Raw genomic sequence first — 23093 nt, forward strand, 5'->3', positions numbered from 1 at the left:
GCCGTTCTCCTACTTCACTTCCGGCGGGGTCGTGAACGTGTGGTATGGCGCCGGCGAGGGCAGGGTCCATTCCAGTCCCTCGGCACCGTCCCACGGCTTGTCGCCGGCGGCCTTGCCGCCGCGGATGCACTTGATGACGATAAACAGGAAGAACAGCTGGGTGGCACCGAACATGAACGCACCCACGGTCGAAATCATGTTGAAGTCGGCAAACTGCAGGTTGTAGTCGGGAATTCGCCGTGGCATGCCGGCCAGGCCGACGAAGTGCATCGGAAAGAACGCCAGGTTCATGCCGACAAAGCTCATCCAGAAATGCAGCTTGCCCAGGGTCTCGTCATACATGTGTCCGGTCCACTTCGGCAGCCAGTAATAGACCGAGGCAAAGATGCCGAAGATCGCGCCCGGCACCAGCACGTAGTGGAAATGCGCCACCACGAAGTAGGTGTCATGGTACTGGAAGTCCGCCGGCGCAATCGCCAGCATCAGCCCGGAAAAGCCGCCAATGGTGAACAGGATGACGAAGGCCACCGAGAACAGCATCGGCGTCTCGAAGGTCATCGATCCGCGCCACATGGTGCTCACCCAGTTGAACACCTTCACCCCGGTAGGCACCGCGATCAGCATGGTGGCGTACATGAAGAACAGCTCGCCGGTCAGCGGGATGCCCACGGTGAACATGTGGTGCGCCCAGACGATGAACGACAGGAAGGCAATGCTCGCCGTGGCGTAAACCATCGAGGTGTAGCCGAACAGCGGCTTGCGCGCGAAGGCCGGGATGATCGAGCTGACGGCACCGAAAGCCGGCAGGATCATGATGTACACCTCGGGATGGCCGAAGAACCAGAACACGTGCTGGAACAGCACCGGATCACCACCACCAGCAGCACTGAAGAAGCTGGTGCCGAAGTGGATGTCCATCAGCATCATGGTCACGCAACCGGCCAGCACCGGCATTACCGCGATCAGCAGGAAGGCGGTGATCAGCCAGGTCCAGACGAACAGCGGCATCTTCATCAGGGTCATGCCGGGGGCGCGCAGGTTGAGAATGGTGGCGATGATGTTGATCGCCCCCATGATCGAACTGATGCCCATCAGGTGCACGGCGAAGATGAAGTAGGTGACGCTTTCCGGCGCATAGGTGGTCGACAGCGGCGCATAGAAGGTCCAGCCGAAATTCGGGCCGCCGCCTTCACTGAACAGGGTGCTGACCAGGATGGCAAACGCCGCGGGCAACAGCCAGAAGCTGAAGTTGTTCATCCGTGGCAAGGCCATGTCCGGCGCGCCCACCATGAGGGGCACCATCCAGTTGGCCAGGCCGACGAAGGCCGGCATCACCGCGCCGAAGACCATGATCAGGCCGTGCATGGTGGTCATCTGGTTGAAGAATTCCGGCTGCACGATCTGCAGGCCGGGCTGGAACAGCTCGGCACGAATCACCATCGCCATGCTGCCCCCCAGCAGGAACATGGCGAAACTGAACCACAGGTACATCGAGCCGATGTCCTTGTGATTGGTTGTCAGTACCCAGCGCATCAGCCCCTTGGCCGGGCCGTGATGGTGGTCATGGCCGGCATGGCCATGCGAATCGATCACTGCACTCATGTCCTTACTCCTTAGCCTGTTGGGCTGCCAGCACATCTTGCGGGGTCAGCATGTCGCCCATGGCATTACCCCAGGCATTGCGCTCGTAAGTGATGACCGCAGCGATATCGACGGGCGACAGTTGTTTGCCGAAAGCGGCCATGGCGGTACCCGGCTTGCCATGCAAGACGATGGACAGATGGTCAGCTATCGGACCGGTAGCGATTTTCGAGCCCTTGAGCGCCGGGAACATCGGCGGCAGGCCTGCGCCAGTCGGCTGGTGGCAGGCGGCACAGTTGGTCTGGTAGGCCTGCTCGCCGCGGGCATACAACTCATCCTTGGTCCACTGCTTGCTGGTCAGCTCTTTTTCGGCCAGGGCCGCCTGCTTGCGCTCGGCCAACCAGGTGGCGAAGTCTTCCTTGGACTTGACCTCGACCACGATCGGCATGAAGCCGTGATCCTTGCCGCACAACTCGGTGCATTGGCCACGGTAGATGCCGGGTTCCTCGACCCGCGTCCAGGACTCGTTGACGAAGCCCGGAATGGCGTCCTTCTTCACCGCCAGGGCCGGCACCCACCAGGAGTGGATCACATCGGCGGCAGTCACCAGAAAGCGCACCTTGGTACCGGCGGGAATGACCAGCGGCTGGTCGACCTCCAGCAGGTAGTGCTCATCCTTGGTGGTCTGGTTGTGAATCTGGCTTTGCGGCGTAGCCAGGTTGCTGAAGAACTCGACATCCTGGCCCAGATACTTGTACTGCCACTTCCACTGATAGCCGGTGATCTGGACATCCAGCTCGGACTCGGTGGTGTCGTAGATATCGATCAGCGTCTTGGTCGCCGGCACCGCCATCACCACCAGAATCAGCAGCGGCACAATGGTCCAGAGAATCTCGACAGTCGTGCTCTCGTGGAAATGCGCGGCCTTCTGGCCAAGCGAGCGGCGGTGAACGAGCATCGACCAGAACATCGCACCGAATACCACCACGCCGATGACGACGCATATCCAGAAAATAGTCATGTGCAGGTCAAAGACCGAGCGGCTGACCTCTGTTGCACCAGGCGCCATATTCACTGTCCAGGCAGCATGTGCCTGACCGAATACAGCCCACAGCATCAGGCCCATCCAAGCCCATGGATGTCGCTTCATTGCGGGTTCCCCTTATCGTTCTTGTTGTTCTTCCGGTTGCAGCTCTTCAGGCAACTGCACGGATACATCAGGTAACACACTTCGCAGACGAGTATATACAGCAAGTTCGGGTCGACAACTGTGCTTATTGCGAAAAAAACTGAAAGCTGTTTTCCCGATAGACGGCCGGCAGCCAGCCTCTCGCATACCGCCCGTTGATTTGCAGCCCATGGCCCGGCAACCCTGCTGATCGTCAGCCAATGCCGGGCGCGTCTTGAGCAAAGCCGAACCCCAGCTAAGGTTGATTGATATGCGTCTTCCGGAATGTCGGGGCAACAATGGACACGGCCAACCTGCGTCAATTGATCACCAGCGCCTACCAGCAGGAAGCAGCCACCGGTCAGCTGCGCAAGCTGCTCAGCGGTCAGCTGGACAAGCTGCACCCAGCTATCCGCCTGCCTGCAGAAAACGACCTGAGCGTGCTCACCGGGTTTGTCAGCGCCTACATCGAGCAGGTTCCGGATGTGCTGGATGCGGCCGCCAGTGTCGCCGCAGAGGCCGGCCTGGAAGCGCAGATCAAACCAATCCTGCGCATGGCCGAGGGCTTCTTTGTCCGGCCACCGGCAGTAATGGAAGGCCACTCCGGCCTGGAAAGCCTATTGGACGAGGCCTATCTGGCCCACCGCCTGGTCGAAGAGGTGAATGACCTGTTCATCACCCATCTGGGCCAGCCGCTGATTCCGCTGGATACCACCATCGCCAACCTGGTTGCCCACCGGCTGATAGGCGAACCCTTTGCCAACCAGCTGGATGAAGCCGTGCACGAGGCAATGCAGGGGTTGATCCACCAGCCGGCTTTCAGCAGCCCCGCGGTGCAAGCCTATCGGGAGATTCTCTGCAGTGCGCAAACCAGCTCCGCCTGGCAGCGCTGGCCGTGCCTGTCGCGGCAGCTCGGCATCGAACTGGAACTGGGGCAGACGTCCCGCTCAAGCCTGGCGCCGTGACGCAACGGGGGCCCGATCAGAACAGCCAATGCAGTGTGACTGCCACCAGCAAGGCCAGGCTGAAGGCGCGGTTGTGGTCGAAGGCAAAGGCCACCAGGTACAGCGGCCAGACACCGGCGGGCAGCTCCACTGGCGCCTGAGTCGGACGCGGCCGCAGGAATACCCGGATGGCCTTGATCAGCTTGGGCAGTGCCAGCCACACCAGCAGAAACGGCCAGCCGAGAATACCCAGCCACACCGCCAGGCTGATGCCTGTGTACTGCACCAGCCAGCAGGCAATGGTCAGCAGGCGGCTGGCACGCTCGCCGAGAATCACCGGCAGCGTATGCACGCGCTTGGCCCGGTCTTCCGCCAGCTTGTCGGTATGCTTGCCAAGCAGCACGGTGGTCGGTCCAAGGCCGTAGATCAGCGAGAAGCAGATCGCCGCCGCGCTGAGGGCACCGCCGGCCACATGACAGCTGCCGAGCACCATCAGCGGCCCCCAGACCAGCCAGACCGCCGGCTCGCCGAGGCCGATGTATTTCAGCGGCCAGGTGTAGAACAGCACGAAGAACATCCCGGCGAGCAGCAGGTAGAGGGTGAGCAGGTCCGTGCGCAGCACCAGCCACACGCCACAGCCAAACGCAGCCAGACCGGTCAGCAGCACGTAGCCGAGCAGCGCAGACTCGCTCAGCAAGCCGCTCTCCAGCGGCTGCGGACCGTAGCGGGTGCGAAAGTAGTTATCCCGGTCCACGCCCTTGCGAAAGTCCACCCAGTCGTTCAGCAGGTTGTTGGTGGCATGCGCAAGCGTCAGCCCGAGCAGCGCCAGCAACGCATTCAGCGGGTCAACGGCACCCTGCTGCGCCGCAAGGGCAATGCCCAGGCCGGCGGAAACCAGGGTCATGATGAACACCGCCGAGCGGCTCGCCACGAACCAGCGCTTGACCAGGCCCATGGCCTGCCAGTCCTGTGCGTCCAGGTGCGGCATGCGGGTCAGGATCGCGCCCCAGGACGGGATCACGGCGCCGGTTTCTTCAGTTTCGGGTTGGGGAAGAACTGCACCGTCTGCACCTTAGGATCCGCCGCCCTGGTGACCGGCTTGTTGACCCGCGTGCCCAGCTCGCCGGGTACCGACTGGCCCTGGGCGTTGAGCGTGTCGGCATAGCCGCAAGCCACGCACTCGCGATGCGGCACGCCATCGACGTCCCACATCATGATGCGGTCCATCGCGCTGCACGCCGGGCACACCGCCCCGGCGATAAAGCGCTTCTTTGGCGCGCTCATGCCGCCTCCTCGACCAGGCCGCTGTGGCGCAGCAACGCATCGATGCTGGGCTCGCGGCCACGGAAGTCGACAAACAGCAGCATCGGCTCCTGTGAGCCGCCGCGGGCGAGAATCGCCTCGCGGAAAGCCCGGCCGGTGTCGGCATTCAGCACACCCTCTTCCTCGAACCTGGAGAAGGCATCCGCGGACAGTACCTCTGCCCACTTGTAGCTGTAGTAACCGGCCGCGTAACCACCGGCAAAGATGTGCGCGAAGCTGTTGGCGAAGCGGTTGTAGGCCGGCGGCCGCAGTACCGAGACTTCGTCACGGATGCTTTCCAGCACCGCCATCACACTGCGGCCATCGCCGTGACTGGCGTGCAGCTCGAAGTCGAACAGTGAAAACTCGAGCTGCCGCATCATCATCAATCCGGACTGGAAGTTCTTTGCTGCCAGCATCTTCTCCAGCAGGTCCTGCGGCAACGGCTCGGCCGTCTCGAAATGACCGGAAATCAGCGCCAGGCCTTCGGGCTCCCAACACCAGTTCTCCATGAACTGACTGGGTAATTCGACCGCATCCCACGCAACCCCATTAATTCCTGATGCACCGGCGTGTTCAACGCGGGTCAGCAGGTGATGCAGGCCGTGGCCGAATTCGTGGAACAGGGTGGTGACTTCGTCATGGGTCAGCAGCGCCGGCTGGCCAGCCACCGCCGGAGTGAAGTTGCACACCAGGTTGGCCACCGGACTGATCAGCTCGCCAGTGGCGGTGCGGCGCTTGTCCCGGGCGCCGTCCATCCAGGCACCACCGCGCTTGTTGGCACGGGCATAGAGGTCGAAGAAGAAACGGCCGACGTGCTGGCCATGCTCGTTGATCTCAAACAGGCGCACGTCCGGATGCCAGCTGTCGAAACCGGACAGTTCCTTGATCTGGATGCCGTAGAGCTTCTCGACAATGGCAAACAGACCGGACAGCACCTTGTCGATCGGGAACCAGGCGCGCACCTGCTCCTGGGCGATGCTGTAGCGCTGCTGGCGGAGCTTCTCGCTGTAGTAGCCAACGTCCCAGCTGTGCAGCTCGCTCAGACCCTGCTCGGCAGCGAAGGCGCGCAATTCCTGCAAGTCACGGACCGCGAACGGCTTGCTGCGCACGGCCAGATCGCGGAGGAAATTCAGCACCTGCTCGGTCGACTCGGCCATCTTGCCGGCCAGCGACAGTTCGCTGTAATTGGCGAAACCGAGCAGCCGGGCCAGCTCCTGGCGCAGGTCGAGGATCTCGTTCATCAACGGGCCGTTGTCGAACTGGCCGGCGTTCGGCCCCTGGTCCGAGGCACGGGTGCAATAGGCAGCGTACAGCTCTTCGCGCAGGGCACGGTCGTCGGCGTAGGTCATTACCGCGTAATAGCTGGGGAACTCCAGGCTGATCAGCCAGCCGTCCAGTTCCTTGGCCGCCGCGGCCTGGGCCATCTGTGCCTTGGCCGAGTCAGTGAGGCCGGCCAGCGCCGCCTCATCGGTAAGGTGCTTGCTCCAGGCCTGGGTGGCATCGAGCAGCTGGTTGGAGAAGCTGCTGGTCAGCTCCGAGAGCCGCATCTGGATCGCGCCATAACGCTGCTGCCCGGCCGGCGGCAGGTCGATGCCGGACAGGCGGAAGTCGCGCAGGGCGTGCTCGAGGATGGTCTGCTGCGCCACGTCGAAACGGCTGGCTTGCGGACTGGCCGCCAGCGCCGCGTAGGCCTCGAACAACGGCTTGTTCTGGCCCATCTCGGTCCAGTACTCGGACAGTTTCGGCAGGCAGGCCTCGTAGGCGGCGCGCAATTCAGGACTGTTGCACACCGCATTGAGATGGCTGACCGGCCCCCAGGCGCGACCCAGGCGCGCGTTCAGTTCGTCCAGCGCCAACACCAGGCCCGACCAGCTTGGTGCGGCATGCTGGGCCTCGAGCAGCTGGCTGATGGCGGCCCGGTTGTCGGCAAGGATCTGGCTGATGGCTGGCTCGACATGCTCGGGGCGAATGGCGGAGTAGGGTGGCAGGTCGAAGTCCTGCAGCAGGGGATTACTGACAGTCACGGAATCATCCTTTGAGCGGTTGGCGCGGTGCAAACAGGCACCTGTATGGCCGCCATCTTAATTACAATCGGACAATCCCGCAGCCAGAAGGACTCTATCGTGGCAATCAGAACGTATCAGGGCATGACACCGACGCTCGGCCAGCGTGCCTTCGTCGATGCCAGCGCGGTGGTGCTGGGCGACGTGCAGCTTGGCGATGACAGTTCGGTGTGGCCGCAGGCGGTGGTGCGCGGCGACATGCAGCGCATCCGCATCGGCGCGCGGTCCAGCGTGCAGGATGGCAGCGTGCTGCACATCACCCATGCCGGGCCGTATAACCCGGATGGCTTCCCGCTGCTGATCGGTGACGAGGTCACCATCGGCCACAACGTCACCCTGCATGGCTGCACGCTCGGCAACCGCATTCTGGTTGGCATGGGCAGCATCATCATGGATGGCGCGGTGGTCGAGGACGAGGTGGTGATCGCCGCCGGCAGCCTGGTGCCGCCGGGCAAGCGGCTGCACAGCGGCTTTCTCTACGTTGGCAGTCCAGTCACCCAGGCCCGCCCGCTGAGCGACCGGGAGCGCACCTTTTTCAGCTACAGCGCCAGCAATTACGTGAAGCTCAAGGAGCTGCACCTGGCCGAAGGCTTTGACGGCTAGCCGGCCTTGTCCGCGTGCGGCTAGTCGGAATGCCGCTGGTAAATGATCTTGCGGCTGCCGTTCTCGCAACTGCCGACCACCGTGGCCTGATCCTTGACCTCGTCGTTCGCCACGATCTCGAGGGTATAGGAGGGTACCCCGGCGGCCTGGATCTTCGCCTCGATTTCAGCCTTGAGTTCGGCACAGGGTTTCGGTGCCGCCTGCGCCAGGCCGGTGCAGGCCAGCAGCAACAGGGTAATCAGGGTTCTCTGCATGATGGTATGTCCTGGAAAGAAAGCGCTGCGAAATGCGCCAGTCAGTGGCGCCCCGTAGCACAGTTTAGTCCAGCCGCCCGGTTGCTGCGGTGCGCGGCCAGCAGTTCGTGCAAGCGCTGCTGGCGAGCCGCCGGCGGCTGTTCCGCGAGGCGCTCCACCGCCGTGTAGAATGCCGGCCAGCGCCGTCCCGAGCGCTCGAACAGTTCGGCAAACGCCGGCACCCACTGCTCGTACAAGCCAAAGGGCAGCAGCTTGGCATTGTTCAGCGGCCCGTCGATCCAGGCGTCATAGCGCCCGTCACCCTGCCAGCGGGTGTCACGCAGCTGCCGGTATTCCGCCCGCAGCCGCTCGAACTCGGCCTGTTTGGCCAGACGCATCCGGGCTGCGGGTTGTCCGCTGGCATACACCCGTTCCAGCCGCGCCCGGGTATCCAGCACCAGCGTCGTCAGTTGCTGGCGGCGGCAGGCCTGCCAGGGATTGCCAGGGGCCTCTCCACGACTGGCCAGCCACTGCCGCAAGCCTTCCTGCTCGACAAAGCTGGCAAAGGATTCATTAAAGGCACTGTCGTCGCCGACATACAGCTGCTGGTGGGCCAGCTCGTGGAAGATCACTGCGGCAACGTGCTGATCGTCGCGCAGCAACATGCTGCTGAGCAGCGGGTCGTCGAACCAGCCAAGTGTCGAATAGGCTTCGACCCCGCCGATCCAGACATCCTTGCCGGCCAGCTGCTGCACGGCGGCGGCACCGCGGGCACGGCTCTGCTCATAGTAGCCGCGATAGGCCACGCAACCGGCGAACGGAAAGCACTGCTCCTCCGCTGAGAGGGAAAACTCTGCGGTGACGTAAACATTCCACAGCACCACCGGCCGCTGGATATCGGCAAACACGCGGTAACTCTGGTTATCCGGCAGGGCCAGCGCACTGCTGGCAAAACTGCGCGCCTGCAGCGCCAGCACCAGACGCTGGCGCAACAAGGCGTCGCGGGCGGGATCCGCCAGCACCTGCTCGATCGGTTCGCGCTGTTGCATCAGCTGCAAATGACCGCGGCTCACCTGGACGTAGTAATCCACTGTAGAGCAGCCGGCCAGCAGACCGCCCACAGCCAGCGCCGCAAGCTTCTGGCGGATCTGGCGTAGACCCGCTGCAATTCGGGGACGATACTTGTTGTTCATTGCACAACTGTCGTAGGCGGAGCCAGAGCATGCCACGAATACTTTTCTGCAGCCTCCTGCTACTGCTGACCGCCTGCGCCCAGGTGCGGCCGGCAGCGGATCCGGCCAAGGCCTGGATCGACCTCTACAGCATTGCCGGCAATCAGCTCAGCGCCCAGGAAGTGGATGGCCGCCAATGGAACGATGCACGCTATTTCGAAGTATCTCCCGGCAAGCACCGCCTGCAGGTACGCCTGCAGTTCGAGGTCAGTGGCGGAGGCGGGAGCGGCACCGAGAACAGCGGTGGAGGCGGGAGCGGAACACGCACCTGCATACTGGCCCTGGACTACGACCACTTCGAGGCCGGCCAGCACTACCGGCTCAAGGCGGGCACCGTTTCGCGGCGCGGCTGGCTGCGCCTGTATGACCGCGACGGCAATCTGCTGAGTCGTGGCCAGCAGCTGCGCTGTGGGGCGTTCTGATCGCGACGCGATCAGCTGTTGGCAATCCGGAAGCCGATTTTCAGGGTTACCTGGTAGTGCCCGACGCCACCATTGACGATATGCCCGCGGGTCTCCACCACCTCGAACCACTCCATCAGCTTGATGCTCTTGGCCGCCTCGGCCAGCGCACTGTTGATGGCGTCTTCGATGCTGAGTGGCGATGAACCGACCAGTTCGACTTTTTTGTAGGTGTGATGATTTGACATTGCCGTGCTCCTGCCGCGCCATGGTTCTTCAACGCTAGTCAAGGCGGCCTGTACAAGCAACTCTTGCAGGCGTGCAAGGCAGATTTTTCAGACAGTTCCTGCAATACTCAGAGCCTAGTCGCCGGCCTTGGACCGGCGTCAGCCGCTGCAAACACTCACCGGAATTTCGTCTATGACCGACACGCCTCCTGCCTTGCCCAAAGCCCGCGTCAAACCGGCCAGCAACTGGTCCGCCATCTGGGTACTACCGATCATCGCCCTGCTGATTGGCGGCTGGCTGGGCTGGAAAGCCTACACCGAGGCCGGGGTCGTGATCGACATCCAGTTCGACGGCGGTGACGGCCTGCAGGCCGGCAAGACCGAGCTGTTCTACAAGGGCATCGCGCTGGGCAAGGTGCAGAGCGTCAACCTTGACCAGAAAACCCAGAAAGTGCACGTCAGCCTCGAGGTGGATCGCCATGCCGAAGACTTCCTGCGCGAAAAGACCATTTTCTGGCTGGTGAAGCCGAATATTTCGCTGGCCGGGGTGACCGGACTGGAAACCCTGGTTTCCGGCAATTACATCGCCATCAGTCCCGGCGAAGGCAAACCCCGGCGCAAGTTCATCGCACTCAGCGATCCGCCGCCACTGGCCGATGCGCTACCGGGCCTACACCTCAAGTTGCGGGCCAAAACCCTCGGGTCGCTGACCGAGGGCAGCCCGGTCTACTACCGGCATATCCAGGTTGGCTCGGTGACCGGCTACGCCCTCGACAACAATGACCAGTCGATCCTGATCAAGGCGCATATCCGGCCTGAATACGCCCAGCTGGTGAATGCCGAGACACGCTTCTGGAACGCCAGCGGCTTCAGCGTAACCGCGGGGCTGTCCGGAGTGAAAGTGGATGTCGAATCCCTGCTCAGCGTCGCCGTAGGTGGTATCGCCTTCGACAACGACCCGTTGCCGCCTGGCGGTTTTAACCGGGAGGCCAGTAAAACGTCGCTGATGCCGCTGGATTACCCCAGCCATGAGTACCCCCTCTTTGAGAACTACCAGGATGCCCAGACGGGGGTAAGCATCGATGTGGAGCTGCCCAATTTTGCCGGCCTCGAGGCGAACAAGACCCAGGTGCGCTGGAATGGCTTCCCCGTGGGGTTGGTCAAGGGTGGCAAGGTCAGCAAAGACCTGAAGAGCTTCATGGCCGAACTGGATATCGACCCGCGAGCCAAGGCCTGGCTGACCGAGGACGCCGCCTTCTGGCTGGTGCAGCCGGAGATCTCGCTGAATGGCATCCGCGGGTTCGATGCGCTCCTGCGCGGCAACTATCTCGAGTTCAAACCCGGAGCACTGGACAAACCGGCACGCCGGCAGTTCACCGCGCTATCCGGGCCACCGGCGATCAACTTCACCACCCCCGGTCTGCACCTGATCCTGACCACCAAACAGGCAGCCTCGCTCAAGGCCGGCAGCCCCGTCATGTTCCGTCAGCTGGTGGTGGGCTCCATCACTAATGTGACACTGACACCCGACCATCAGGAAGTGCGGGTTGGTGTGCTGATCAACCCCGAGTACAGCCAGCTGGTCAACAGTTCCTCGCGCTTCTGGAATGCCAGTGGCGTCACCCTCAGCGGCGGGTTCTCGGGCTTTGAGGTCCGCAGCGAATCCTTGGCAGCCCTGGTTAACGGTGGTATCGCCTTCGAGACACCCGAGCCAAAGGCCGCTGCGGTGCATAACGGCAGCAACTTTGCCCTGCATGCCGATCAGGCCAGCGCCACCCGGGTCGCCGAAATGATCGAGCTGGAGGTGCTCAATGCCGATGGCCTGCGGGCCGGCACTCCCGTGCGCTACCGCGGCTTCCAGGTCGGCGAAGTCAATGGCGTCGAACTCAGCGCCGACCTGAAAACCCTGAAGCTGCAGATCATGCTTACCCAGGCCGCTGCACGCATTGCCCGCCAGGGCAGCACCTTCACGGTGATTCGGCCGGAACTCAGCCTGATGAAGGCCGCCAACCTGGACACCCTGATCACCGGGCCCTACATCGAGGTACAGCCAGCCAGCAACCCCGCCGCGGGCAAGCAGACCCGGTTCAAGGGTGAGGCCCTGGTCAGGGTTGAAGCGGAAAAGAAGGCCGGGCTGAACCTGAGCCTGAGCACCCTGCAACGCAAGTCACTGAAAGCCGGCATGGCGGTTACCTATCGCGGCATGGCCGTCGGCACTGTCACCGATCTTGAACTGAGCCCGGATGCTGCCAGTGTTCTGGTGCACATCCAGATCCTGCCGCGCTACGGCAAGCTGGTGTACAGCGGCAGCAAGTTCTGGAACGAAAGCGGCCTGAACGTCGACTTCTCGCTGTTCAAGGGCGCGCAGGTGCGCACTGACTCGGTGGAGTCCCTGCTGCAAGGCAGCATTGCCTTTGCCACTCCGGCAGGTGCGCTCAAGGGTGCGCCGGCGCACGCCGGGCAGGTGTTCGATCTGCACCCAGAGGCGCAGGACGAGTGGTTACAGTGGCGGCCAAGGTTCGCCCTGGATCGCTAGGCCCGGTTGCAGCCTGACGGCAGGCTAAAACCGCAAAGGGCCGGCAGGTATGCTGGCCTCTTGCGGTTTGTAGCGAGCAGAAAGCAACTCGCTCAATAGCTGTGCCCCTGCCGCAGCGATGGACTACCCAGCCAGCTCCCGACGCAACCAGTCCAGCAGGCGGCTGGCACGCGGGTCGGAACTACGTGCCGAGGTCCAGAAACTCAGGCGCGCCGGGCTCTCGACAAAGCCCCAGGGGGCCACCAGGCGACCGGCGGCCAGATCGTCCGCGACCAGCTGCTCCGGCGCGATGGCAATGCCCAGCCCGGCGACTGCGGCTTCCAGCAAGTAATACAGGTGCTCGAAGCCTTGTCCCAGACGCAAGGCTGTGGCGTCCAGCCCGCATAGCGCCAGCCATTGCGGCCAGGCCTGGGGGCGCGAAGTGGTGTGCAGCAGCGCTTCGCCCAGCAGCCGCGCTGGCGTCGCTGAGGCCAGCTCGGCAAAGCGCGGATGCCGGGGACTGAGCACCGGACCAATGCGTTCCGGCGCCAGTTCATGCACCTGCATGCTTGCCGGCCACGGCGGGGTGGCGAAGCACAGGGTGGCGTCCACCCCGGCGCGCAGCGGATCGAGTTCGCCGTCACTGGCCGACAGTTGCAGGCGCAGTTCGGGCAATTCGCGATGCAAACGGTCCAGCCGCGGAATGAACCAGCGCGCCAGCAGGCTGCCCGGACAACCCAGCACAAAGGGCGCATCGAGGGTTTGCCGTTGAATGCCGGCACACGCCGTGCGCAAGCGCTCGAACGCATCAAAAGCCACATCGCGCAGACGCACGCCAGCATCCGTGAGTTTTACGCCGCGCCCGTCCTTGACGAACAAGGTCACGGCAAGCTGTTCCTCCAACGCCCGTATCTGCCGGCTGACTGCACCGTGCGTGACATGCAGTTCATCGGCTGCAAGGCTCATGCTTTGCAATCGAGCGGCGGCTTCAAAGGCCTTGAGAGCATTCAGCGGGGGCAGTTCTCGGTTCATTTATATGTGAGTTTTTCTGACAGGTATGTGCAATCTAATCGCTTTTCTGTCTGGCTGCACGGGTTTAGTCTGCGTCCATCACTCGAATCCCTCTCCCCAGCTCCTCTCCCGCCAGGCAGGCGAGGGCAGCCAACTCCAGGAGTACGCCCATGACCTCATTCCGCAATGGCCCTGACGCCAAGGGCCTGTTCGGCCACTTCGGCGGCCAGTACGTCGCCGAAACCCTGATGCCGCTGATCCACGACCTGGCCCGCGAGTATGAAGCGGCCAAGCTCGACCCGGCCTTTATCGAAGAGCTGGCCTACTTCCAGCGCGACTACGTCGGCCGGCCCAACCCGCTGTATTTCGCCGAGCGCCTGACCGAGCATTGCGGCGGCGCGAAGATCTACTTCAAGCGTGAAGAGCTGAACCACACCGGCGCGCACAAGATCAACAACTGCATCGGCCAGATCCTCCTGGCCCGACGCATGGGCAAGAAACGCATCATCGCCGAGACCGGCGCCGGCATGCACGGCGTGGCCACCGCCACCGTGGCCGCGCGCTTCGGCATGGAATGCGTGATCTTCATGGGCACCACCGACATCGACCGCCAGCAGGCCAACGTGTTTCGCATGAAGCTGCTGGGCGCCACCGTGATTCCGGTCGTCGCCGGTACCGGCACGCTGAAGGACGCGATGAATGAAGCCCTGCGCGACTGGGTGACCAACGTCGACAGCACCTTCTACATGATCGGCACAGTCGCCGGTCCGCACCCCTACCCGGCAATGGTGCGTGACTTCCAGGCCATCATCGGCAAGGAAACCCGCGAGCAACTGTTCGAGAAGGAAGGCCGCCTGCCCGACAGCCTGGTGGCCTGCATCGGCGGTGGCTCGAATGCCATGGGCCTGTTCCACCCGTTCCTGGATGATGCCAGCGTACAGATGATCGGCGTCGAAGCAGCCGGCCATGGCATCGCCACCGGCAAGCACGCCGCCAGCCTGAACGGCGGCGTACCGGGGGTACTGCACGGCAACCGCACCTTCCTGCTGCAGGACGACGACGGCCAGATCATCGACGCCCACTCGATTTCCGCCGGTCTCGACTACCCCGGCATCGGCCCGGAACACGCCTGGCTGCATGAGATTGGCCGGGTCGAGTACTGCTCGATCAAGGACGACGAAGCCCTGGACGCCTTCCACCAGTGCTGCCGCCTGGAAGGCATCATCCCGGCCCTGGAAAGCGCCCACGCCCTCGCGGAAGTATTCAAGCGCGCGCCGAACCTGCCCAAAGACCACCTGATGGTGATCAACCTGTCCGGGCGCGGCGATAAAGACATGCAGACCGTAATGCATCACATGAACGAAAATCTGGAGAAGCACGCATGAGCCGCCTGCAATCGCGCTTTGCCGAGCTGAAGCAACAGAATCGCGCCGCCCTGGTCACCTTCATCACCGGAGGCGACCCGGACTACGCCACCTCGCTGGCGATCCTCAAGGGCCTGCCGGCTGCCGGCGCCGACGTGATCGAACTGGGCATGCCCTTCACCGACCCGATGGCTGACGGCCCGGCCATCCAGCTGGCCAACATCCGCGCCCTCGGCCAGCACCAGACGCTGGCCAAAACCCTGCATATGGTTCGCGAGTTTCGCGAAGGCAACAGCGACACCCCGCTGGTGCTGATGGGCTACTTCAACCCCATTCACCATTACGGCGTGCCGCGCTTCATCGAAGACGCCAAGGCCGCCGGCGTCGACGGCCTGATCGTGGTCGACCTGCCCCCCGAGCACAACGAGGACCTCTGCGATCCGGCCCAGGCCGCAGGCCTGGACTTCATCCGCCTGACCACGCCAACCACCGACGATGCGCGGCTGCCCACCGTGCTCAACGGCAGCTCCGGCTTCGTCTATTACGTCTCGGTGGCCGGCGTGACCGGTGCCGGCGCGGCAACCCTGGAACATGTCGAGGAAGCGGTGGCGCGCCTGCGCCGGCATACCGACCTGCCGCTGTGCATCGGCTTCGGCATCCGCACGCCGGAACATGCCGCCGATCTGGCCCGGCGTGCCGACGGCGTGGTAGTGGGTTCCGCGCTGATCGACCAGATCGCCCATGCCACATCGCCGCACCAGGCCATCGATGGCGTGCTCGGCCTCTGCCGCAAGCTGGCCGGCGGTGTGCGCGGGGCGCGGCTGTAGGTCTGGCGCCAGCGCCCGATCCTGAATGCTTGCACGCATGGATAGCCGTTCCAGCCGGAATGGCTGCAATGCCATGCCTGGGCGAAATTGGCCGTGGAACAACTGCAGGCAGGGCTGCGCAGACAGCCATGCCTGCGCGACCAACGGCAGCAAACGCCGCGCGCACTGCAGTCGAACCAACTACCCTGAGAGAAGGTCCGCCGCCATGCGTGTGCGACAGGATGCCTGCTGGAGATTTCTAGATGGCCAATGAAGAAAAACCCGAGTTTTCCTTTGCAGGGCTGAGCCTGCTGCCTCTGGAAGAGGACACGCCAGCCCCTGTCGCGCCAGCGGCCAAGCCACTGCTCGATACCCGCCACACGGCGGACCGGCGCAGCCTGCCGGATCGGCGCAGTAGCGTGCGTTTTCAGGAGTCCCGGCGCAGCGGCAAGCCGCGTCGTCCCGGGGATAATCCCTGGGCTCCGGGCAGTGGCGTCTGATCGTGGCTTTCAGCGCTGGCTGATTTGCGCCTGGCGAAGTTTCTGCTGCTTGTAGCTCAGCGCCGCCGCCGGCACTGGGCTGACCTTGCCGGTTTCCAGCCACTTCTTCAGGCGGTTGGCATCGGCCATGTGAGTGTATTTGCCGTAGGCATCCAGCACCACGAAAGCCACCGGCTTGCCGGCCATGCGGGTACGCATCACCAGGCAATGCCCGGCTTCGTTGGTAAAGCCGGTCTTGGTCAGCTGGATGCTCCAGTCGGGCTTGTACACCAGCCGGTTGGTGTTGCGGAAACCCAGACTGTAGGCCGGTTTGCGAAAATACGCGGTCTTTTCCGGGGTAGTGCTGTACTGGTCGATCAAGGGATATTGCTGGCTGGCCTTGAGCAGTTTGACCAGATCATTGGCGCTGGAAACGTTCTTCTCCGACAGCCCGGTGGGCTCGACATAATGCGTATGAGTCATGCCCAGTGCGCGCGCCTTGGCATTCATCGCCGCCACAAAGGCCGGCACACCCCCCGGATAATGATGCGCCAGACTGGCCGCCGCGCGATTCTCCGAAGACATCAGCGCCAGCTGCAGCATGTCCTTGCGGCTGATCTCGCTGCCAATCCGCACCCGCGAATACACCCCGCGCATTTCCGCCACATCGCGAATGATGATCGGCAGCTGCTGATCCATCGGCAACCTGGCATCCAGCGCCACTACAGCCGTCATCAGCTTGGTCACCGAAGCGATCGGTGCCACCTGATCCGGATTGCTGGCATACAGCACCTGGTTGGTTTGCAAGTCGACCACCAGGCCACTGCCTGAGGCGATCTGCTGCGTCACCGGGTTGGCCGCCTGCGCCGCGCCGCTAGCAAGAGCAAGGCTACTGGCGCAGAACAGCAGGGCCAGCAAGGAATGACGAATCTTCACGGCGACGGGCTCCGGCAGAGTGACAGGGAGGCCGCATTATACCCGGACGGTCGCGGCCGACGACCGGCAAAACAGCGTTTGCGCGCCGCTGGTCTGCCCGTATCCGGAAGTGGCCTTACAGAATCGGCACGTCCGCAATTTTTTCGCCACGCTCGTAAACCACGTTGGCGCGGCCGACGATCAGCGGATCGAGGCTGTCGATCTGCTTCAGGTCCTTGCCGGTATACGGCAGCTTGTGCAGCACGTAGCGCATGGCATTCAGCCGCGCACGCTTCTTGCAGTTGGACTTGATCACCGTCCACGGTGCATCGGCAGTGTCAGTGTAGAAGAACATGGCCTCCTTGGCCTTGGTGTAGTCGTCCCACTTGTCCAGCGACGCCAGGTCGATCGGGCTGAGCTTCCACTGCTTGAGCGGGTGCTTTTCGCGCTCCTTGAACCGCCGGCGCTGCTCGTCACGGCTGACCGAGAACCAGAACTTGATCAGGTGCACATTGTTATGCGCCAGCATGCGCTCGAATTCCGGCGCCTGGCGCATGAACTCCAGGTACTCGGCTTCCGTGCAGAAGCCCATGACCCGCTCGACACCCGCGCGGTTGTACCAAGAGCGGTCGAACATGACGATCTCGCCGGCAGTCGGCAAGTGCTGCACATAGCGCTGGAAATACCACTGTCCGCGCTCGACCTCGGTGGGCTTTTCCAGGGCGACGATGCGCGCGCCACGCGGATTGAGGTGCTCCATGAAGCGCTTGATCGAGCCGCCCTTGCCCGCCGCATCGCGGCCTTCGAAGAGAATCACCAGTTTCTGCCCGGTATCCTTGACCCACGCCTGCAACTTGAGCAGCTCGACCTGCAGGTGATACTTCTCCTGCTCGTAGCGCTTGCGCGACATCAGGTTCTTGTAGGGGTAGCCGCCCTGGCGCCAGTCCGCGGCCAGCTCGTCATCCGGATCCGCGTGGTGCCCATGAAACTCCTTGCCGCCCCTGGCGGCCAGCGCCTTGCCCAGCGCCTCGGCATCGTCGCCGGACAGGCCGGCCATGAAGGTCTGCAAGGTATCGCGCAAGCCCGGAGCATCCTGCGGGTCAATGTGCGTGAGGATGTCCTCCATCGCCACGGCGGTCATCTCGCGCGCCGCCTTGATCGAGTCATCCACCAGTTTTTCCTCCAGCTCGGCTCCGCCAAGGATGGCCCGGTCGGCTGCGGCAGGCTGCGCCGGCAGCGTCCTGCGGGAGCTGCGTGCCGGCGCAGCGGCCACGGGGAGCGTGGCGACGGAGGAGGCAATTGAGGGTGATTTCTCGTTCATGGAAGTCTCTCTGCTGGCTGATAGTGCCGGGGGCTGCCCAACCGAACAATTTTCCCGCTGCCCCTATGGACAAACATAGACGCAAGTCATGCCTGCGGCAGATTGCCTCGGCGGATTGTGCTCAGCTGGTTGCACTCAACTGGTTGCGCAGGATCTCGCGTACCGGGGCAGTCAACGGTCGCACGCCGCGCCAGAGAAAAAACGCCTCGGCCGCCTGTTCGACCAGCATGCCCAGCCCATCCAGCGTCTGCCGTGCACCCAGCGCGCCGGCCCAGCGGTTGAATGGCGTCGGTTCGCGGCCGTACATCATGTCGTAGCAACGGGTATGCCCCGGCTGGATCAGGCTCGCTGCCAGCGGCGGCACCTCGCCACCGAGGCTGGCCGAAGTACCGTTGATGATCAGGTCGACCGGCTCGTCCAGCCAGTCAAAGCCGCTGGCCAGCACCGGGCCGAGATCGGCGAACTCGTGCGCCAGCTGCTCGGCCCTGGCCAGCGTGCGGTTGGCAATCACCAGCGCCGCCGGGCGTTCCGCCAGCAGCGGTTCAAGCACGCCGCGCACCGCGCCGCCGGCGCCCAGCAGCAAAATACGCTGGCCGCGCAGGGGGATTCCGGCATTCTGCAGCAGGTCACGCACCAACCCGGCGCCGTCGGTATTGTCGCCCAGCAGGGCGCCATCCTCGAGTTTCTTCAGGGTGTTCACTGCGCCGGCGCGGCGGGCCCGCTGGCTCAGTTGAGCCACCAGCTGGAAGGCCTGCTCCTTGAACGGTACGGTGACATTCGCGCCCAAGCCACCGGCGGCAAAGAACCCTCGAGCGAACCCGGGAAAATCATCCAGCGGCGCCAGCAGTGGTTCATAGCTGAGCAGCTGGCCGGTCTGCTCGGCAAACAGGCGGTGGATCAGCGGCGACTTGCTGTGGCCGATGGGATTACCGAATACGCCGTAGCGGTCCATGGGTTGAACATCCTCAAATGCATTCGGGTGAGCGTAGTGGGCGTAGGGTGGGCTTCAGCCCACCGCTCAGAAGCAGTGGACTGAAGCCCATCTATGCCCTACGAGCACTGGCCTAACCAATCACGATCTTGCAGGAAGTAATCCGTCAGGCGTGCCTCCGGCGTGCCCGGCTCCGGCTTCCAGTCATAGCCCCAGCGCACCAGCGGTGGCAAGGACATCAGGATCGACTCGGTGCGCCCGCCGGACTGCAGGCCGAACAGGGTGCCGCGGTCGTAGACCAGGTTGAATTCGACATAGCGGCCGCGGCGGAAGGCCTGGAATTCGCGCTCGCGCTCACCATAGGGGGTCAGCTTGCGGCGCTGTACGATCGGCAGGTAGGCCTCGAGGTAGGCATCGCCTATCGCCCGCATAAAGGCAAAGCAGGTGTCGAAATCCCACTCGTTGAGATCATCGAAGAACAGCCCGCCAATCCCGCGCGGTTCGCCACGGTGCTTGAGCTGGAAATAGCGGTCACACCACGCCTTGTAGCGCGCATAGACCTGCGCACCGAAAGGTGCGCAGGCCGCGCGAGCCACCTCGTGCCAGTGCACACAGTCTTCCTCCACCGCGTAATACGGGGTCAGGTCGAAGCCTCCACCGAACCACCAGACCGGCTCCTCGCCGGGTTTTTCTGCACAGAAGAAGCGCACATTGGCATGCGAGGTCGGTACATGCGGGTTTTCCGGGTGGATCACCAGGGATACGCCAAGCGCCTGGAAGGTGCGTCCTGCCAATTCTGGCCGGTGCGCGCTGGCCGATGGCGGCAAGGCATCGCCAAACACATGGGAGAAATTCACCCCGCCTTTCTCGATCAGCGCACCCGCGCCAATCACCCGCGTACGGCCACCGCCACCCGCCGGGCGCTGCCAGCTGTCCTCGGCAAAGCGGGCCTGGCCATCTTCGTTTTCCAGCGCAGTACAAATACGCTCTTGCAGGTCGAGCAGGTAGGCCTTCACGGCCGCAATACGATCAGTCACGGTTTCACCTTATAGCGTCCCCTCTTGGGGCGGGCATCTTGGAGCAGGGCAGGGACAACTGGCGCAGGCTCGCCAGCGGCACAGGACACTACCATAACACCGCGCACCCGCCGACTGCCGGGCTGCACAGCTGCCCGGCCGCGTCAGGCCGGCCGGACAATCTCTGCCGTGGCCAGGTCGCGAATGGTGCTGGGATTCTTGCGCCCGCCCAGCGGGCCATTGAGCAGCCCATCCAGTTGCCGGCCAAAATACTGCTGGATGCGCAAGCGACTGCGCGCCGGTGGCCGCCCGGCCGGGTTGGCCGAGGTCGACACCAGGGGGCCGCACTCCCGGCATAGCGCCTGGACCAGTGGATGGTTGCTGACGCGCAGGGCCACGCTTTCATGCTCGCCGGTAATCCACGCGGGCAGCCGCTGCCGGTGCGGTACCAACCAGGTGTGCGGTCCCGGCCAGGTGCTGGCCAGCCGATCCAGCCAGCGCTCGGGCAGGTCATCCAGCAGGAAGTCGAACTGCTCCATCGACGCCGCCACCAGGATCAGGCCCTTGCCCGGATCGCGCGCCTTGAGCGCCAGCAGGCGCTCCACCGCCACCGCATTCCACGGGTCGCAGCCGAGCCCCCAGACCGCCTCGGTCGGATAGGCGATCACGCCACCAGCACGCACCGTGCGCGCCACCCTGTGTATCTGCCAACAACTAGCCATCGCTACCTCCCGAGCCTGTTGCCCGGCAGTGTAAAGCCTCAGCCGTGGCGATACACCCATAGCCCGGCCTCGCAACAGGCCTGACCGCGCAACTCCAGCTCGGTCAGCGCGGCCAGGGTCCGCCCCAGTGGCCAGCCCAGTGCCGCGGCCAGGCTTTCTGCCGCCAGTGGCGCCGCGCGCAACTGCCTGAGCAACGACGAAACCGGCGGCGAACTGGCAACCGCAGGCGTTGTCAGTTGCCAGCCCCGCAGGCCCTCCAGTACATGTTCGACAGTTTCCACCAAGGTGGCACCGTCACGGATCAACTGATGACAACCGCGTGCGCCCGGGTGATGGATCGAACCCGGAATGGCATACACCTCGCGACCCTGTTCCGCCGCCAGCCGAGCGGTGATCAGCGAGCCGCTGGCGGGGCTGGCCTCGACCACCAGCACGCCCAGCGCCAGGCCGCTGATGATGCGATTGCGCCGCGGGAAGTGGCTCGCATGGGCCGGGCTGTCCAGCGGCAGCTCCGACACCAGGGCACCGCCACTGTCGATGATGCGCTGCGCCAACTGCGTGTGCCGGGCCGGATACATCTGCTGCAGGCCGGTACCCAGCACCGCAATCGTCTGGCCCGCCACATCCAGTGCGCCCTGGTGCGCCGCGCCATCAATGCCCAGCGCCAGCCCGCTGGTGATGGCAAATCCGCCGGCGGCCAGGGCGCGGGCAAATGCCTGCGCGGTATCCAGCCCCGGCCGACTGGCGCGGCGACTGCCGACCATGGCCAGCTGGGGCTGCTCGAGTACCTCCGGCGCACCGGCGACAAACAACAGCGGTGGCGCATCTGCCAACTCGGCCAGCAGGGCAGGGTATACCGGGTCATCCCACATCAGCAGATGCTGCCCCGGCTGCGCCAGCCAGTCCAGGGCTGCGGCGCTGCGCCGGCGCACCGTCTCGCTGCGACGCGCCTCGGCACAGTGTGCCGGCAAGCCCAGGGAACGCCACGCGGCGGCAGGGGCGGACAGGGCTGAAGCCGCGTCGGCAAAGGCATCCAGCAGTCGATGAAAGCGCTGCGGGCCAATGTCCGGCAGGCAGTGCAGGCGCAGGCGCGCCTCCAGTTCGGCGGGAGAAACAGCGGGCATTCGGATCATCCTTGATCTCTGCGTGGGACATACAGCAGAACCCCCGCAAGGGCGGGGGTTCTGGGCTTACGGGTTAGCGACCTTGTCGCCTACGGAAAGCTGGCGGTGGGCCCTGAGCACCAGGGCATAACTGATCTTGTCGAACGCGCGGAACACCATCAGCACGCCGGCATTTTCATCCGGCATCTTCAGCGGCTGCCCGGTCTCCACATCCCGCACCGTTTCGCCGGTACGGAAGATCGCCAAGGTACTGCCGGGAACCAGCCCGTCGCGCGCCCCCTTGTTCAGGGTTACCACGTCCATGGCGCCGATGGTGGTTACCCCACGCGGCACATCGATGATCTGGCCGTCGATGGGCTGGCTCGGGGCACTGGGCTGGAACGACGAATTGACCGCGTACTCGAGGGTCTCGAACAGGCGGTCACCGCGACGCACTTCTTCATTGGACTGGGAGACATACAGGGTGGCCACCTCACCTTCAACAGCCTTGATCTCCGCAGTACCAATGTTGTTGGCATTGATGCCAAGAAACTCGTTGGTCACAGGATCCGAGTAGACCTTGCCCTGGCGGAAAATCCGCCGCACCGCGTCGGAGCCGGCAAAGGCGCCACGGGCGTAAATAGTATTGCCGGCACCATAGACGACACCCTGGCCTTCACCGGCGACCACATAGGGTGCCTCGTTGAACTGGGCTTCGCTGTCCATGATGCGGTTATTCACCAGAAAAGCATTGATTACCTCCAGTGGAATCGGCGGGATGGCCTCCGCCATGGGCGTACTGCGCACTTCCGGTGACAGCTTGATGGTACCCCGCGACTCGCCACGACTCAGTGACAGTTGAGGTTGCCCGTTGACATACACCAGGTTCAGGGTATCACCAGGGTAAATCAGGTCGGGGTTCTGGATCTGCGGGTTGGCATGCCAGATTTCCGGCCACTTCCATGGCTCGGTAAGGAATTTCCCGGAGATATCCCAGAGGGTATCGCCCTTGACCACGGTGTAGCTTTGCGGATGGTCGTTCCTGAGTTGCACTTCGGCCTGGGCCAGGCTGCCGGCGGCGAGCAGTAGCAGGGCGAGTAGTGATTTCCTCATGCGGTGAATCCCTTTATTATGTGTCTTCGCCTTGATCGTC

23 protein-coding genes are annotated in these 23093 nt (G+C 63.7%); 7 read left to right on the plus strand and 16 right to left on the minus strand.

The window, feature by feature from the left end; all coding sequences use genetic code 11:
* Positions 1-9: 9 nt before the first annotated feature.
* Positions 10-1602 carry a cytochrome c oxidase subunit I gene (ctaD, locus tag ISX93_RS01960; protein WP_195777000.1) on the minus strand — a complete coding sequence of 531 codons (1593 nt, stop codon included), beginning with the start codon at positions 1600-1602 and terminating at the stop codon, positions 10-12.
* Positions 1603-1606: 4 nt separating this feature from the next.
* Positions 1607-2731, minus strand: a complete 1125-nt coding sequence (gene coxB, locus ISX93_RS01965) for a cytochrome c oxidase subunit II (RefSeq protein WP_195777001.1) — start codon at positions 2729-2731, stop codon at positions 1607-1609.
* Positions 2732-3048: 317 nt separating this feature from the next.
* On the opposite strand from coxB, the gene ISX93_RS01970 reads away from it, so the two are divergent.
* Positions 3049-3714, plus strand: coding sequence for a hypothetical protein (locus tag ISX93_RS01970; protein WP_195777002.1), 666 nt, complete (start codon positions 3049-3051; stop codon positions 3712-3714).
* Between the two features lie 16 nt (positions 3715-3730).
* Here ISX93_RS01970 and ISX93_RS01975 read toward each other — a convergent pair whose 3' ends face one another.
* Genes ISX93_RS01975 through prlC form a run of 3 tightly spaced genes read right to left on the minus strand, consistent with a single transcriptional unit; the run spans position 3731 to position 7022 of the window.
* Positions 3731-4714, minus strand: coding sequence for a prenyltransferase (locus ISX93_RS01975; RefSeq protein ID WP_219840971.1), 984 nt, complete (start codon positions 4712-4714; stop codon positions 3731-3733).
* Positions 4711-4977, minus strand: coding sequence for a YheV family putative zinc ribbon protein (locus tag ISX93_RS01980; protein ID WP_195777003.1), 267 nt, complete (start codon positions 4975-4977; stop codon positions 4711-4713). Before ISX93_RS01980 ends, ISX93_RS01975 begins: the two co-directional genes overlap by 4 nt.
* Entirely contained in the window at positions 4974-7022 is a 2049-nt protein-coding gene (prlC, locus tag ISX93_RS01985; RefSeq protein ID WP_195777004.1) for an oligopeptidase A, read from the minus strand. Before prlC ends, ISX93_RS01980 begins: the two co-directional genes overlap by 4 nt.
* 99 nt (positions 7023-7121) lie before the next feature.
* Between prlC and ISX93_RS01990 the strand changes: the two genes are divergently transcribed.
* On the plus strand, positions 7122-7664 hold the full coding sequence (locus ISX93_RS01990) for a gamma carbonic anhydrase family protein (protein WP_195777005.1): 543 nt from the start codon (positions 7122-7124) through the stop codon (positions 7662-7664).
* Positions 7665-7684: 20 nt separating this feature from the next.
* Here ISX93_RS01990 and ISX93_RS01995 read toward each other — a convergent pair whose 3' ends face one another.
* Both ISX93_RS01995 and ISX93_RS02000 read right to left on the minus strand, forming a co-directional pair.
* Entirely contained in the window at positions 7685-7918 is a 234-nt protein-coding gene (locus ISX93_RS01995) for a DUF1161 domain-containing protein (RefSeq protein WP_195777006.1), read from the minus strand.
* Between the two features lie 41 nt (positions 7919-7959).
* Positions 7960-9090, minus strand: coding sequence for an aminopeptidase (locus tag ISX93_RS02000; RefSeq protein WP_195777007.1), 1131 nt, complete (start codon positions 9088-9090; stop codon positions 7960-7962).
* 29 nt (positions 9091-9119) lie between these two features.
* Here ISX93_RS02000 and ISX93_RS02005 point away from each other — a divergent pair, with 29 nt between their 5' ends.
* A complete protein-coding gene (locus ISX93_RS02005) occupies positions 9120-9551 on the plus strand; it encodes a PA0061/PA0062 family lipoprotein (RefSeq protein WP_195777008.1) in 432 nt (143 codons plus the stop codon).
* Positions 9552-9562: 11 nt separating this feature from the next.
* Here ISX93_RS02005 and ISX93_RS02010 read toward each other — a convergent pair whose 3' ends face one another.
* Entirely contained in the window at positions 9563-9778 is a 216-nt protein-coding gene (locus ISX93_RS02010; protein ID WP_195777009.1) for a dodecin, read from the minus strand.
* Positions 9779-9950: 172 nt separating this feature from the next.
* On the opposite strand from ISX93_RS02010, the gene ISX93_RS02015 reads away from it, so the two are divergent.
* Positions 9951-12293, plus strand: coding sequence for a PqiB family protein (locus tag ISX93_RS02015; protein ID WP_195777010.1), 2343 nt, complete (start codon positions 9951-9953; stop codon positions 12291-12293).
* A gap of 123 nt (positions 12294-12416) precedes the next feature.
* Here the strand turns inward: ISX93_RS02015 and ISX93_RS02020 are convergent, their stop codons facing one another.
* Positions 12417-13304, minus strand: coding sequence for a LysR family transcriptional regulator (locus ISX93_RS02020; RefSeq protein WP_195777011.1), 888 nt, complete (start codon positions 13302-13304; stop codon positions 12417-12419).
* A 149-nt stretch (positions 13305-13453) separates the two neighbouring features.
* On the opposite strand from ISX93_RS02020, the gene trpB reads away from it, so the two are divergent.
* The 3 genes from trpB (at position 13454) to ISX93_RS02035 (ending at position 15953) form a co-directional block, all read left to right on the plus strand.
* Positions 13454-14668 (plus strand): tryptophan synthase subunit beta, encoded by a 1215-nt coding sequence (gene trpB, locus ISX93_RS02025; protein WP_195777012.1) that lies wholly within the window; start codon positions 13454-13456, stop codon positions 14666-14668.
* A complete protein-coding gene (trpA, locus tag ISX93_RS02030) occupies positions 14665-15474 on the plus strand; it encodes a tryptophan synthase subunit alpha (protein WP_195777013.1) in 810 nt (269 codons plus the stop codon). Before trpB ends, trpA begins: the two co-directional genes overlap by 4 nt.
* Before the next feature lie 242 nt (positions 15475-15716).
* Complete coding sequence (locus ISX93_RS02035; RefSeq protein WP_195777014.1) at positions 15717-15953, plus strand: hypothetical protein; 237 nt, start codon at positions 15717-15719, stop codon at positions 15951-15953.
* Positions 15954-15962: 9 nt separating this feature from the next.
* On the opposite strand, the gene pbpG is transcribed toward ISX93_RS02035, so the two are convergent.
* The 7 genes from pbpG to ISX93_RS02070 form a co-directional block, all read right to left on the minus strand.
* Positions 15963-16868 (minus strand): D-alanyl-D-alanine endopeptidase, encoded by a 906-nt coding sequence (pbpG, locus tag ISX93_RS02040; protein ID WP_195777015.1) that lies wholly within the window; start codon positions 16866-16868, stop codon positions 15963-15965.
* A gap of 115 nt (positions 16869-16983) precedes the next feature.
* The gene (ppk2, locus tag ISX93_RS02045) at positions 16984-17904 is read right to left on the minus strand and encodes a polyphosphate kinase 2 (RefSeq protein ID WP_374987646.1); all 921 of its coding nucleotides are present in this window, start codon (positions 17902-17904) and stop codon (positions 16984-16986) included.
* 385 nt (positions 17905-18289) lie between these two features.
* Complete coding sequence (aroE, locus tag ISX93_RS02050) at positions 18290-19120, minus strand: shikimate dehydrogenase (RefSeq protein WP_195777017.1); 831 nt, start codon at positions 19118-19120, stop codon at positions 18290-18292.
* 98 nt (positions 19121-19218) lie between these two features.
* Positions 19219-20136, minus strand: coding sequence for an oxygen-dependent coproporphyrinogen oxidase (gene hemF / locus ISX93_RS02055; RefSeq protein ID WP_195777018.1), 918 nt, complete (start codon positions 20134-20136; stop codon positions 19219-19221).
* 143 nt (positions 20137-20279) lie between these two features.
* Positions 20280-20837: an L-threonylcarbamoyladenylate synthase gene (locus tag ISX93_RS02060; protein WP_195777019.1), complete on the minus strand. Its 558-nt coding sequence runs from the start codon at positions 20835-20837 to the stop codon at positions 20280-20282.
* Between the two features lie 38 nt (positions 20838-20875).
* The gene (gene dprA / locus ISX93_RS02065; protein WP_195777020.1) at positions 20876-21961 is read right to left on the minus strand and encodes a DNA-processing protein DprA; all 1086 of its coding nucleotides are present in this window, start codon (positions 21959-21961) and stop codon (positions 20876-20878) included.
* 66 nt (positions 21962-22027) lie between these two features.
* Positions 22028-23053 carry a LysM peptidoglycan-binding domain-containing protein gene (locus ISX93_RS02070; RefSeq protein WP_195777021.1) on the minus strand — a complete coding sequence of 342 codons (1026 nt, stop codon included), beginning with the start codon at positions 23051-23053 and terminating at the stop codon, positions 22028-22030.
* Positions 23054-23093 lie beyond the last annotated feature (40 nt).

Origin of the sequence: Pseudomonas sp. N040 (genome assembly GCF_015637705.1) — a bacterium.
Lineage (GTDB): Bacteria > Pseudomonadota > Gammaproteobacteria > Pseudomonadales > Pseudomonadaceae > Aquipseudomonas.